13 protein-coding genes are annotated in these 12,263 nt (G+C 38.6%); 8 read left to right on the forward strand and 5 right to left on the reverse strand.

Annotated elements, in window-relative coordinates:
- Positions 1–128 precede the first annotated feature (128 nt).
- Together sucC and sucD are read left to right on the forward strand one after the other, a co-directional pair.
- Positions 129–1,295, forward strand: a complete 1,167-nt coding sequence (sucC, locus tag CQZ96_RS19640; RefSeq protein WP_004717276.1) for an ADP-forming succinate--CoA ligase subunit beta — start codon at positions 129–131, stop codon at positions 1,293–1,295.
- A 12-nt stretch (positions 1,296–1,307) separates the two neighbouring features.
- Positions 1,308–2,198, forward strand: coding sequence for a succinate--CoA ligase subunit alpha (sucD, locus tag CQZ96_RS19645; RefSeq protein WP_004717274.1), 891 nt, complete (start codon positions 1,308–1,310; stop codon positions 2,196–2,198).
- 136 nt (positions 2,199–2,334) lie between these two features.
- On the opposite strand, the gene CQZ96_RS19650 is transcribed toward sucD, so the two are convergent.
- Entirely contained in the window at positions 2,335–3,096 is a 762-nt protein-coding gene (locus CQZ96_RS19650) for a 3-oxoacyl-ACP reductase (RefSeq protein ID WP_105713591.1), read from the reverse strand.
- Positions 3,097–3,611: 515 nt separating this feature from the next.
- On the opposite strand from CQZ96_RS19650, the gene CQZ96_RS19655 reads away from it, so the two are divergent.
- Both CQZ96_RS19655 and CQZ96_RS19660 read left to right on the forward strand, forming a co-directional pair.
- The gene (locus CQZ96_RS19655; RefSeq protein WP_228722741.1) at positions 3,612–4,091 is read left to right on the forward strand and encodes a hypothetical protein; all 480 of its coding nucleotides are present in this window, start codon (positions 3,612–3,614) and stop codon (positions 4,089–4,091) included.
- Positions 4,092–4,228: 137 nt separating this feature from the next.
- Entirely contained in the window at positions 4,229–4,438 is a 210-nt protein-coding gene (locus tag CQZ96_RS19660) for a hypothetical protein (RefSeq protein WP_004717269.1), read from the forward strand.
- Between the two features lie 213 nt (positions 4,439–4,651).
- Here CQZ96_RS19660 and rsmD read toward each other — a convergent pair whose 3' ends face one another.
- Both rsmD and mrdA read right to left on the reverse strand, forming a co-directional pair.
- Positions 4,652–5,200 carry a 16S rRNA (guanine(966)-N(2))-methyltransferase RsmD gene (gene rsmD / locus CQZ96_RS19665; RefSeq protein WP_035371214.1) on the reverse strand — a complete coding sequence of 183 codons (549 nt, stop codon included), beginning with the start codon at positions 5,198–5,200 and terminating at the stop codon, positions 4,652–4,654.
- Between the two features lie 4 nt (positions 5,201–5,204).
- Positions 5,205–7,274, reverse strand: coding sequence for a penicillin-binding protein 2 (gene mrdA / locus CQZ96_RS19670; RefSeq protein ID WP_105713593.1), 2,070 nt, complete (start codon positions 7,272–7,274; stop codon positions 5,205–5,207).
- Between the two features lie 347 nt (positions 7,275–7,621).
- On the opposite strand from mrdA, the gene CQZ96_RS19675 reads away from it, so the two are divergent.
- The 4 genes from CQZ96_RS19675 (at position 7,622) to CQZ96_RS19690 (ending at position 10,586) form a co-directional block, all read left to right on the forward strand.
- Positions 7,622–8,161 carry a hypothetical protein gene (locus CQZ96_RS19675; protein WP_004717263.1) on the forward strand — a complete coding sequence of 180 codons (540 nt, stop codon included), beginning with the start codon at positions 7,622–7,624 and terminating at the stop codon, positions 8,159–8,161.
- Between the two features lie 61 nt (positions 8,162–8,222).
- Positions 8,223–9,539: a hypothetical protein gene (locus CQZ96_RS19680; RefSeq protein WP_004717262.1), complete on the forward strand. Its 1,317-nt coding sequence runs from the start codon at positions 8,223–8,225 to the stop codon at positions 9,537–9,539.
- Between the two features lie 83 nt (positions 9,540–9,622).
- The gene (adk, locus tag CQZ96_RS19685; protein WP_004717260.1) at positions 9,623–10,276 is read left to right on the forward strand and encodes an adenylate kinase; all 654 of its coding nucleotides are present in this window, start codon (positions 9,623–9,625) and stop codon (positions 10,274–10,276) included.
- A 91-nt stretch (positions 10,277–10,367) separates the two neighbouring features.
- Positions 10,368–10,586 carry a hypothetical protein gene (locus CQZ96_RS19690; protein WP_004717257.1) on the forward strand — a complete coding sequence of 73 codons (219 nt, stop codon included), beginning with the start codon at positions 10,368–10,370 and terminating at the stop codon, positions 10,584–10,586.
- A 155-nt stretch (positions 10,587–10,741) separates the two neighbouring features.
- Here CQZ96_RS19690 and nth read toward each other — a convergent pair whose 3' ends face one another.
- Both nth and CQZ96_RS19700 read right to left on the reverse strand, forming a co-directional pair.
- Positions 10,742–11,428: an endonuclease III gene (gene nth, locus CQZ96_RS19695; protein ID WP_004717256.1), complete on the reverse strand. Its 687-nt coding sequence runs from the start codon at positions 11,426–11,428 to the stop codon at positions 10,742–10,744.
- Complete coding sequence (locus CQZ96_RS19700; protein ID WP_105713594.1) at positions 11,425–12,228, reverse strand: RnfABCDGE type electron transport complex subunit B; 804 nt, start codon at positions 12,226–12,228, stop codon at positions 11,425–11,427. The genes nth and CQZ96_RS19700 overlap by 4 nt, the downstream gene beginning before the upstream one ends.
- Between the last annotated feature and the right edge of the window lie 35 nt (positions 12,229–12,263).

Consider the following 12,263-nt stretch of genomic DNA (forward strand, 5'->3'; position numbering starts at 1 on the left):
TGGTTGTTTTTAATTGAATAATCATCTAAAAATAAAAGAACAAACTTTAATAAATGCCGATAGTTATTGCGATGGAAGTCTAATTATTGGTGTGTCATAACAATGTGAAAAGTAGTAAAAGGTAAAACATGAATCTACATGAGTATCAAGCGAAAACGCTGTTAAAAAAATATGGTATGCCAGTTCAAGAAGGCATTTTAATCACTACGCCCGAAGAAGCATCTGCTGCCTTTGAGCAAATTAGTGGCAAATTCGCTGTGATGAAGGCCCAAGTCCATGCAGGTGGTCGTGGTAAAGCGGGTGGCGTAAAAGTTGTTAAGTCAAAAGAAGAAGCAGCTGAATATGCAAAAAGCCTGTTAGGTACTCGTTTAGTCACGTATCAGACGGATGCCAATGGTCAGCCGGTAAATAGTATCCTTGTTTGTGAAGATGTTTATCCTGTAGAACGTGAATTGTATTTAGGTGCAGTGGTTGACCGTTCTAGTCGTCGTGTGACATTCATGGCGTCTACAGAGGGTGGTGTAGAAATTGAAAAAGTTGCTGAAGAAACACCTGAAAAAATTATTAAAGTCGAAGTAGATCCACTGGTTGGTTTATTGCCATTCCAAGCGCGTGATGTTGGCTTCCAATTAGGTTTAAAAGATAAGCAAATCAGCCAATTTGTAACCATCATGACAGGCGCGTACAAAGCATTTGTTGAAAATGACTTTGCACTATTTGAAATTAACCCACTTTCAGTTCGTGAAAATGGCGAAATCTTATGTGTAGATGCTAAAGTCGGTATTGACTCAAATGCACTTTATCGTTTGCCTGAAATTGCAGCGATGCGTGATAAATCTCAAGAAAATGAGCGTGAGTTAAAAGCATCTGAATTTGACCTTAACTATGTTGCTTTAGAAGGTAATATTGGTTGTATGGTGAATGGTGCTGGTCTTGCGATGGCAACAATGGACATCATCAAATTGTATGGTGGTCAGCCAGCAAACTTCCTTGATGTTGGTGGCGGTGCGACTAAAGATCGCGTCATTGAAGCATTTAAAATTATTCTTTCAGATTCATCTGTACAAGGTGTATTGATCAATATTTTTGGTGGTATCGTACGTTGTGACATGATTGCTGAAGCGATTATTGCAGCGGTTCAAGAAGTAAATGTAACCGTACCTGTGGTTGTTCGTTTAGAAGGGAACAATGCAGAATTAGGTGCTAAATTACTTGATGAATCAGGTCTAAAATTAATTTCTGCGAATGGCTTAGCTGATGCCGCAGAAAAAGTTGTTGCTGCTGTGAAAGCGTAAGGAGTATCAATCATGAGCGTATTAGTTAATAAAGACACAAAAGTATTGGTACAAGGCTTTACAGGTAAGAATGGTACATTCCATTCTGAGCAATCAATTGCATACGGTACAAAAGTAGTTGGTGGCGTAACACCGGGTAAAGGTGGTCAAACTCATATTGGTCTACCTGTTTTCAATACAATGCGTGAAGCAGTAAAAGAGACTGGTGCAAATGCAACATCAATTTATGTACCTGCACCATTTGTACTAGATTCTATTGTTGAAGCAGTCGATTCTGGTATTGAGTTAATCGTGGTGATCACCGAAGGTGTTCCAACTTTAGACATGTTAAAAGCGAAACGTTACCTTGAAACTTATGGTAATAATGCACGTTTAATCGGTCCAAACTGTCCAGGTATTATCACACCGGGCGAATGTAAAATTGGGATTATGCCAGGCCATATCCATCAACCAGGTAAAATCGGGATCATTTCTCGTTCTGGTACATTGACTTATGAAGCAGTTGCTCAAACGACTAAGCTTGGTTTAGGTCAGTCTACGTGTATTGGTATCGGTGGTGATCCGATTCCAGGTATGAACCAAATTGACTGCTTAAAACTTTTCCAAGAAGATCCACAAACAGAAGCAATCATCATGATTGGTGAAATTGGTGGTAGTGCGGAAGAAGAAGCTGCTGAGTATATTCAATCTAATGTGACTAAACCTGTTGTTGGTTATATTGCGGGTGTAACAGCGCCTAAAGGTAAGCGTATGGGTCACGCTGGAGCGATTATCTCTGGCGGTAAAGGTACTGCTGAAGAGAAGTTTGCTGCATTTGAAAAAGCAGGTATGGCATATACGCGTAGCCCAGCTGAACTTGGTTCAACTATGTTTGATGTCTTAAAAAAGAAAGGCTTGGTTTAATTTAAAGTTTAAATTTTTAAGCTAAAAAATGGGAGCCAATCGCTCCCATTTTTATTGGTTGTAGAGTATTGTGATGGTTAGCGTTTAATCTTGTGATCAAGATAAAGGAGATTTATATGAGATGGGGGATCTGTGATTAGCCTTTGACTAAACCACCATCCACAATCAAATTTTGTCCTGTTACAGCGCGTGACCACGGTGATAAAAACATCAGCACGGCATCTGCAAATTGCGCAGGCGTGGTGACTTCTTGTAAGGGCGTAGAAGCAGCGATCAAATCAAACACTTGATCAGGTGTTGCACTACTGGCATCAGTCTTACGTAATAGACCACCTGAAAGCATATTTACATTAATGCCATATTGACCTAAATCGTGTGACGTTGTGCGGGTAAAGGCCAAAAGTGCTGCTTTAGCCGCAGTATAATCATGATAGGGAACCACAGGATTCTGCACAAGATTGGTTCCAATATTGATGATTCGACCAAAATGATCTTTTTTCATATCTTCTAGTGCAGCTTGGGTGGTGTTTAAAGCGGCTTTTACTGCACTGTCCAATTGCTGTTGCATACTGTGCCAGCTCAAGGTTTCAACTTTTGGACGTAGATCACCATCAAATTTAAATGCCAATAGCGCATTATTAATCACTGAGGTGATTGCATGTCCATAATGCAGTTTTGCCTTTTTAAACATCGTGTTGACTTGATCTGCATCAGTTACATCTGCTTTGTAAATAAAAACCTGTTCGGCATGTTCCTTAGCAAGTTGTTGTGCGGATTCTTCACTATTGAAATAATTCACTACAACTCTTGCGCCTTCACGAATCAAAGCATGGGTAATTGCAAGTCCTAAACCACGTGCGCCACCAGTCACTAGAATAATTTGATCTCGTATTTCCATGTTCAAATCAACTCATTTGATATCAATTTAATTTTAGCACTTTTATCGATGAGACTCTTAGATTGAGAGATGAGTTACAAAGTTCATCAATTGCACATACTCAAGATGAAAAATATAAAAACATCTAGAGAAATTTAAGCATCTTAGTGCATTGATTACATATGAATATTCAAATAATTAAACTTTTTAAATCCTATTGATAAAATGATGGCTAAGAATGATAGTTAATTGGTTTAACATATTGATCATATTATTTATAATTAAAATGAAAGGCATTTGATATTGAATGTGCTTCACTCATTTTGATCTATATGTAGGCTACAATTAGACTGATCATTTAAGTGACGTATAAACAAACAGAGGAGACAACCATCTTGTTTTATGATTGGTATAACTCCGATAAAAATGATGAATTGATTAGGCAAAACATGCGACCTATTTACCCGCTCAATTTAATGGTCATTTTTATATTTTTTATAAATTCAAATGTTTATGCTTTTGATGATCTGGCACTTATGGTAGAAGAGGCACAAAATCAAGTTGTGGAATATCAAGATGAATTATTAGGACAACCAGATCAATTACAAGAGGAGCAATTATTTAAAATTGAAAATCAAGAAAATAGCCTAAGTAATACTGAAATGAGCACTGAGCGAAATGATATATTTTTTGAACAAGACCAATTGCAAAAAAAGCTAGCAGAACAGCATGAGCATGAATTGGCAGATTATTCAATTTTAACCAATAAATTTTATGAAAATGAGCGTATTCGGGTGTTTAATTATACTGCTTACAATGTACAACAATTAAAGACCTCATTACTCAACCCTTCAAATGATAATCCTGCATCAAGTGAGCTTTATCTTTCTTTTGGTTATGGTATTGAATTTAAGATCAATACTTTAAACAAAGTGGGTTATGAATACATCTCTAGTTTTCCTTATGATCGTGGGCAATTATTGCGTCTGTTTTGGATTAGAACGCTGACTTATTAACCATAAATATCTTATCGATCATTTTTATTACCATGAAGAAATCATGTTGGAAATACTACAACTTGAAACATAAGCTTGTTTAGCACTACACATTAAAAGACTAACTTAAACAAAATGAGATGAAGAGGTGAGTCATCATGTTAAACAAAGTTATTGTGTTGGGTGTAGTTGCTATTTCATTAACCGGCTGTATTGTTGCACCATTTGATGATGGTCATCGAGGTGGTCATGGTCGTTATGATCAGCGACATGATTCGGATCATCGCTGGGATCAGCGTCGTGATGGTGATCGACATCGTTATGACCGAGATCGCAATGATCGTGACTGGAATTGGAAAGGGCGTTAATTCTTTATCTTAAATATAAAAATGGGCAATGCATGCCCATTTTTTTCTATCTTGTTGTTTGAAAATATATGAATGAAGTAACTGATATCATTTCATAAAAACTAATTTATATCTTTGTAGGGTGGCACTGCCGCATTTTACATTGAAAGTTTAAATATATTTGTGTAGGCAATAGCGTATTTTTTGTAGGGCATGCCACACGAGAACAATACCCTATATTATTTTTTTAAATAAACCTGCTTGTACTACACCAGCTTTGGTTTGTTTCTGTAATTGCCATGTTGAGGGTAAATTCAGTTGATTTAAGCCACGATCTGCTTCTACATAAATCAATGCTTGATCAGATAAGTATTGATCAGCTTTTTGAGCCAATTCATCCCATAAATTTAAACTATAGGGTGGATCTAAAAACATTAAATCAAACTGTTCATTTAAATTAGATAAGGCTTGTTGTGCTGTTTGAATTTTCAGCTGACAGTTTTCAGCTTTAAGCAACTGAATATTGTCTTTTAAAAATTTAGCTTGCGTGGCATTGGGTTCAATCATGATCACGTGCCTTGCACCACGTGAAAGTGCTTCAAATCCTAAAGCACCTGAACCAGCACAAAGATCTAAGACTTTGGCATTTTGAATATCCCACATCAGCCAGTTAAACAATGTTTCACGCACTCGATCAGGGGTCGGACGTAAACCATCGATATCAGCAAAAGGAAGAACGCGGCGTTTCCATTCCCCACCAATAATACGTAATTGGTTTTTCACTTTATTATTCACTGATATCAGCCTCAGGTACAGGTGGGGGAGTGGGTTGCGTCGAAGTCGTACTATGACCTTGAGTTGGTATACGGTTTTGGGTAGCCGTATTGGTCTGCGTATTTGGCTTCGGTTTAGGCAAGGCATTTGGATCTGCTGCAAGAGAAACATCACCACTTGGCAGTTCACCCGGTTTGATGCCAGCTGTCATTAAGCCACCACTGACTTGATGGTTAAGCGGTACAATTGGATTCTTTTTGCGAGTCAGCAACCAGTAATCAAACACAGGACGAGCAATCTTGGCAGCAGAACCTCCATGTTTACCATTTTCCCAAATCACGGCAATGGCAATTTCAGGGTTTTCAGCAGGTGCAAAACCAACAAATAAACCGTGGTCTAATTGTCTTGATGTTAGTGCTGCTTCGTTATAACGTTTGCCTTGGGCAATACTCTTGACCTGTGCTGTACCTGTTTTACCTGCGATTTGGTACATTGGTGTACGGATACCACGACCTGTACCTGTTTGAATAACATCAACCATTGCATCACGCATTTTAATCCAGTCTTCATCTGTACCACTGAAGTTGATTTTTCCTGTCGGGGCATTGAGTACTTCATGCTTTTTCGCCCCTTTGGATTCACGTAATACGTGTGGTGTGACATGTGCACCATGGTTGGCGGTAATTGCTGTTGCCATCGCCAGTTGTAATGGAGTCGCGGTAAACGCACCTTGACCAATACTGACAGAAATGGTTTCACCCTTGAGCCATTTGCTTTTTCGGGTACGCATTTTCCATTCAGGACTTGGATATAAACCTGTACTTTCGCTTGGTAAATCTACCCCCGTCTTTTCACCGAAACCAAATTGGCGCATCCATTCATTCATGCGGTCTATACCCATCTGGTAAGACAAGATATAGAAGTAAGTATCACAAGAAACCACAATGGACTTATGTAAGTTGACTGAGCCATGTCCAGTCTTTTTCCAGTCACGGAATTTATGTGAATCGCCGGGTAAATGGAAATAGCCAGGATCGGAAATAGCAGTTCCCCAATCCACCGTTTTAAAGTGAATACCGCCTAAGCCTTCCATCGGCTTAATCGTAGAACCGGGAGGATAGGTTCCTTGGACTGCACGGTTATAGAGCGGTTGATCTAGGTTGTCACGCAAGGCTGTATAGTCTGCATGTCCAATACCTGTTACAAATAAGTTCGGGTTAAAACTTGGGCTTGACACCAGTGCTAATATTTCACCAGTTCGTGGATCAATTGCGACGATTGCACCACGACGATCTTTAAGCTGTTCTGCTGCAATGGTTTGCAGACCATAATCGAGTGAAAGATATAAGTCATTGCCTCGGGTAGACTCTTTACGGCCTAAATGACGTAAGACATTACCATGTGCATCGGCTTCAATCGATTCATAACCAGGAACACCATGTAGTAAATCTTCATAGGATTTTTCTACACCAATTTTCCCGATCAGGTTGGTTCCAGCATAACTATCTTTATCAATTGCTTTGAGTTCTTTATCGTTAATACGACCCACATAGCCAATAACATGGGCAAATAGCTCACCATGTGGATAATAGCGGGTCATTTGTGTTTCGATATCAACACCCGGAAATTGAAACTTGATTTCACTAAAGCGTGCAATATCTTGTTCTGTTAGGTTTAGCTTTAAGGTGACTCGTTCTGTTTTTTTAGAGGCTTTAATCCGGCTATTAAAACGGTCAATATCTTCTTGATTCAGATTTAAAATTGGAATTAAACGCTTAACCGTATCATCTATATCTTCGACATCGGCTTTGCTGAGGGTTGCAGTAAAAACAGGGTAGTTATCTGCCAGTAAAATCCCATTACGATCATAAATATAGCCACGTGCTGGTGCGATAGGCTGTAGTCGAATACGGTTTTTATCTGATGCTTCACTAAATTCTTGGTGATGGAAAATTTGCAGATAAGCATAGCGTGCAACCAGAAGGCACATAAAAAATGAAACAATACCAATCGCAAAAAAGACACGACTACGAAAGATGCGTTTTTCTTGTTGGACATTTTTTAGAGGAAACTGCTGCTTCATACGTCGTCGGCTTTAGTACTTAAAGATGGGTGAATTTAGGGGTCAAACATTTTACCCCAGATTGAGTCTTAAAAATTAAAAAACACAAATAACTCATCAAAATATATTTTAACTCAGTCTCTGCAACAAATTTGTTATGCCGAATGCAGGTCCGTTGACATTTCACCTGAAAAATACGCATCGTTGTAAACATTGATGAATTGTCAACAGAGCCTATATGGATTTGACCTTAGCGACATTAAATTTATAGCGTTTTGTATATGAGTGCCAAAATAATTCTGTTAAAGTCGAGCCTTAAGGATAAATAGATTCGACCTAAGTTAAGATTAGGGATAATGGAGAAAATAATGAAAAAAATCTTTCCCTTATTAATGTTAGTTGCTGTCGGAAATTTCGCGCATGCTGATGTTAAAGATTATTTGCCAGATATGAAGGGAATTTTACCAGAGGCAAAGTTTAAGCCTGAAGATGCTTCTAAATGGAATATTGGTGCGGGTGTAACGCAACAGATGGTCCATGCGAATGGTGAATGGGTAAATCCTTATGGAATTGCGTATACTAAATTAGGTGTTTTTTATAATGGCGACCATGAATTTGCTGGTCAAGTCGGCTATAGAATTCCTGTAGTATTAAATGGTAAAGATAAAAATGGATTCTATGTTGGGGTCTATGGCGGAACACTTAAAAGTAAAAAAGTGGACGGAAGTGATGAAGTCCAATATGGTGGTGGTGCCGATTTATCTTATGTTTTATTGAATAAAGAGCGTATAAGTACATTTAGTGTGGGGATGGGTGCAGGTAGTGAACTTCATAATAAAAATGGAGATATGGTCCTGGAAACTCGTCCACAAATACAATTTGCTTATACCTTAAGTGTCGGGTTCTAAAGTTTTTATGATTTTATCCATATCCTTCGACCGCAAATAGAAATAAATACGAGAGTCATGCATGTTGGAATACGTTAATGGTTTGTGGCACGCTTTTACAGCTCGACCTGATCATCTTGCCATTTTAAGTATCATCCCAGTGACGGCCTTTGTAACGTGGGCACACGTTTGGATGGCACTGAAAATGGTATTTTATCCAATCACGTTTTGGGGATTTCATATTGGTCCCTTACCCGTGGGTTGGCAAGGGATTGTGCCACGCAAAGCTGGGCGAATTTCAGGCATCATCACAGACAATACATTATCCAAACTGGGTTCTTTGCGTGAATTTTTAGATGCAATGGATCCTGAAGATATGGCCCGGATTATCGGTGAACAAGTCGGTTTTGAGCTTGAGCATTTGATAGATGAGGTGATGTTAGATCGTAATGCTGTTTTGTGGGAAAACTTACCTTATTCGATCAAACGTCGAATTTATGGTCAAGCGCATAAACAATTGCCGGGTGTCTTAAGAGAACTCGTGACCGAACTGACCATGAACGTCGAGTCACTGGTCAACATGCGGGATATGGTCGTGACTCAAATGGAAGGCGATCGCCGTTTGATGGTCCGTATGTTTTTAAAAGTTGGGCAAAAAGAAATTAACTTTATTTGGCATATTAGTGCTGTAATCGGGAGTTTCTTTGGTATTTTTCAAATGTTTGTTTATGTCTTTGTACCACAACATTGGACGGTACCTTTCTTTGCAGCAGTTTGGGGCTTTTTAACCAACTGGATTGCAATCTGGATGGTTTTCAATCCAGTAGAGCCACATTACGTACGCTATCCACAATTTTTTGAACGTACAAAAGATCGAAAATTTCCATGGATTAAACCTGTTATTCCAAGAATTGGCACTTATAATGTTCAGGGTGCGTTTATGAAACGCCAAGAAGAAGTGTCAGATGTTTTTGCAAGTGTCGTGACTGAAGATTTGATTACGTTAAAATCAATCATGACTGAAATGATGTATGGTCCTAAGAAAGAAAAAACCCGTCGTATTGTAAAGCGGCATATTAACGAAATTATGGAAACTCCATTGGTTCGGACCTCTTTACAATTGTCTTTAGGACTAAAAGAGTATGCAAAACTCAAGACAGACTTGATTGATCGGTCAATTGAAATTACGATGGTGCCTGTTTGCGACCCTGCGTTTAATGCGAGCCGTGCACAGAAAATTTTTCAGATGTTTAAAGAGCGGATTAGAGAGTTAACCCCAAAAGAGTTTCAAAACCTGTTACGTCCTGCATTTCAGGAAGACGAATGGATTTTGATTGTACTTGGTGGTGTGACTGGATTTTTTGCTGGTCTAATACATTTATTTGTGGCTTTCTTATAAATTTGATGCCATTACGATGATAAGTTTTAATTTGTCATGGCAAACGGTATCATACATATTGTTTTAAATGAGGATGTTTTTTTATGCGCATTATATTACTCGGACCACCTGGAGCAGGTAAAGGTACACAAGCTCAGTTGATCTGTAAGCGCTACAATGTCCCACAAATTTCAACCGGTGATATGCTCCGTGCTGCAATTCGTGAAGGTACTGAATTAGGTCTTAAAGCTAAAAGTGTAATGGAATCAGGTGGTTTAGTATCTGATGAGCTTATTATCGGTTTAGTGAAAGAACGTATTGCACAACCTGATTGTGTAAATGGTTGTATTTTCGATGGTTTCCCACGTACGATTCCTCAAGCTGAGGCTTTAGAGAACGAAGGGATTAGCATTGACCATGTAATCGAAATTGAAGTACCAGACGAAGAAATCGTAAAACGTCTTTCTGGTCGTCGTCAGCACCCAGCATCTGGTCGTGTTTATCACACGATTTATAACCCACCGAAAGTGGAAGGTAAAGATGATGAAACTGGCGAAGATCTTGTGCAACGTCCAGATGACGAAGAAGCAACGATTCGTAAGCGTTTAGGCTCTTATCATAATGAAACTGAACAGCTTGTTGGTTTCTATCAAGGACGTGCAGCTTCTGGGGAAAATGCACCGACTTATAATAAATTGAACGGTTTACGTCCAATAGAAGATGTTCAAAAAGATTTATTTGCGATTTTAGATAAATAAGACCGCATTCAAAGCATTTTTTTAAGCTTTGACAATAACAGAGACCTGATTCATATTAGGTCTCTTTTTTTTTGCAAGAGTGGCGTAGAGAGTGAAGTTTGTATTAATTGCCTTGGTCATTTTGAGTATATTGCTTCTTTTGGGCTTATTGTATATGAGCTTTAAATTGTTACGCAAAGCACAAAAAGAAGAGCTTCAGCAACGCCGTGAAATGAGAAAATCAGGCAATTACCAAGTGCATCCACAGGTGGCTGAAGAGTGGAAACGGCTTGAAAAGTTAAAGAAAGATTTAGAGAATAAAGAAAAATAACTCAATTCTAACTTTAGAATCATGAGTTTCTATGGAATTGAACTGATGATTTATGAAAAGGGCTTTATAACAAATACCAAAGATTTTTCATTCGTTTTAGTGCAGCTAAAACGAATGAATGTATATAGATAAAGTTAAATTATATTTTAAATTGCTCAGCCGCTTATTTTGTTTTGACCTTCACGTGCAGCGCCAAACTCATATTTATCAGGCCAATTACAAACATCTGACACAATACATTCATTGCATTTGGGTTTGCGTGCAATACAGCAGTAGCGGCCATGTAAAATTAACCAATGATGCGAGTCTATAATAAATTCTTTTGGAATCACTTTAATTAAACGATGTTCGACCTCAAGGACATTTTTACCTACTGCCAGTCCAGTACGATTGCCAAGACGGAAGATATGCGTATCTACAGCCATTGTAGGCTGACCAAAGGCGGTATTCAGCACAACATTGGCAGTTTTGCGACCTACACCGGGTAAAGCTTCTAAATCAGCACGATTGTCTGGAACTTGGCTATTGTGCTTCTCAATCAGAATTTTACAGGCTTTAATCACATTTTCAGCTTTGGCATTATATAAACCGATGGTTTTAATATATTGCTTTAAACCGTCTACACCCAATGCATAAATCTGTTCAGGAGTATTGGCGACAGGGAATAACTTATCAGTGGCTTTGTTGACACTTACATCTGTGGCTTGAGCCGATAAGGTAACAGCGACAAGCAACTCAAATGGGTTTGAGTAATTGAGTTCTGTTTTAGGATTTGGGCGTTGCTCACGTAATCGTTCAAAGAAAATCTGAATCTGCTTTTTGGTCATATTCTTTACAGTCATGATGCATCCTCTTGCAAAACAGATAACTGTTGAATCAATTCATTTAATTGATGTTGCTTATTTGCATCTGCTCGAACACTCAATTGTTTCTCTAGTTTTTTAATTTGAGTCCGCAGCTTAGCCAATTCAATGGTGGTTTTCGCATCTGTAACAATTGGATTTTTTATTATGGGCTGATTGATTTCAATTGTAGGTAAAGCCTGACTCTGTTGTGTTATCTGCGCAAAGAGTTCAATGTCGATTTCTGCACGAACCACAGGACCTTTACGATGCATGCGTTGTTTTTCTTCACGTTGAATATGTGCATAGTAACGACCACGTAAGTCATTTTGTTCTAAAAGACGTTGTTGTTCATTTGGAATAGGCTGAATGTCTTCAACTAAATCAATGCAATCTACTGGACAGGGAGCAATGCATAGTTCACACCCAGTGCATAGATCTGTAAGTACGGTATGCATCAGTTTACCAGAACCAATAATGGCATCTACAGGGCAAGCACTGATACATTTGGTACAACCAATACATTCATCTTCACGAATAATGGCTTTCATGCGTTGTGGACGGCCATCGCTTTGAATTGGCCAGACACTTGGTTCAGCAATGAGTTTATTACGATTGAGTATATCCGCAAGCGCATCTGCAACAGGTTGCCCACCTGGCACACATTTATTGGCTTCTTCGCCTTTTTCTACAATAGATTTTGCATAAGGTAGACACCCATCACGGTGACCACAGAGTCCACATTGTGTTTGTGGCAAAATGGCATCTATTTGCTGAATGAAGGAAAGCGATGAATTCATGTGAATAAAACTTTAAAGAAAAATGAACAAATGCT

The sequence above is a fragment of the Acinetobacter sp. MYb10 genome, assembly GCF_002980175.2.
GTDB classification, from domain to species: domain Bacteria; phylum Pseudomonadota; class Gammaproteobacteria; order Pseudomonadales; family Moraxellaceae; genus Acinetobacter; species Acinetobacter guillouiae.

Excerpts from the sequence above, each read along its gene's own strand:
- sucC (WP_004717276.1), top strand. The coding sequence starts at position 129 with ATGAATCTACATGAGTATCAAGCGAAAACGCTGTTAAAAAAATATGGT.
- sucD (WP_004717274.1), top strand. The coding sequence starts at position 1,308 with ATGAGCGTATTAGTTAATAAAGACACAAAAGTATTGGTACAAGGCTTT.
- CQZ96_RS19650 (WP_105713591.1), bottom strand. The coding sequence starts at position 3,096 with ATGGAAATACGAGATCAAATTATTCTAGTGACTGGTGGCGCACGTGGT.
- CQZ96_RS19655 (WP_228722741.1), top strand. The coding sequence starts at position 3,612 with ATGGTAGAAGAGGCACAAAATCAAGTTGTGGAATATCAAGATGAATTA.
- CQZ96_RS19660 (WP_004717269.1), top strand. The coding sequence starts at position 4,229 with ATGTTAAACAAAGTTATTGTGTTGGGTGTAGTTGCTATTTCATTAACC.
- mrdA (WP_105713593.1), bottom strand. The coding sequence starts at position 7,274 with ATGAAGCAGCAGTTTCCTCTAAAAAATGTCCAACAAGAAAAACGCATC.
- CQZ96_RS19675 (WP_004717263.1), top strand. The coding sequence starts at position 7,622 with ATGAAAAAAATCTTTCCCTTATTAATGTTAGTTGCTGTCGGAAATTTC.
- CQZ96_RS19680 (WP_004717262.1), top strand. The coding sequence starts at position 8,223 with ATGTTGGAATACGTTAATGGTTTGTGGCACGCTTTTACAGCTCGACCT.
- adk (WP_004717260.1), top strand. The coding sequence starts at position 9,623 with ATGCGCATTATATTACTCGGACCACCTGGAGCAGGTAAAGGTACACAA.
- nth (WP_004717256.1), bottom strand. The coding sequence starts at position 11,428 with ATGACTGTAAAGAATATGACCAAAAAGCAGATTCAGATTTTCTTTGAA.
- CQZ96_RS19700 (WP_105713594.1), bottom strand. The coding sequence starts at position 12,228 with ATGAATTCATCGCTTTCCTTCATTCAGCAAATAGATGCCATTTTGCCA.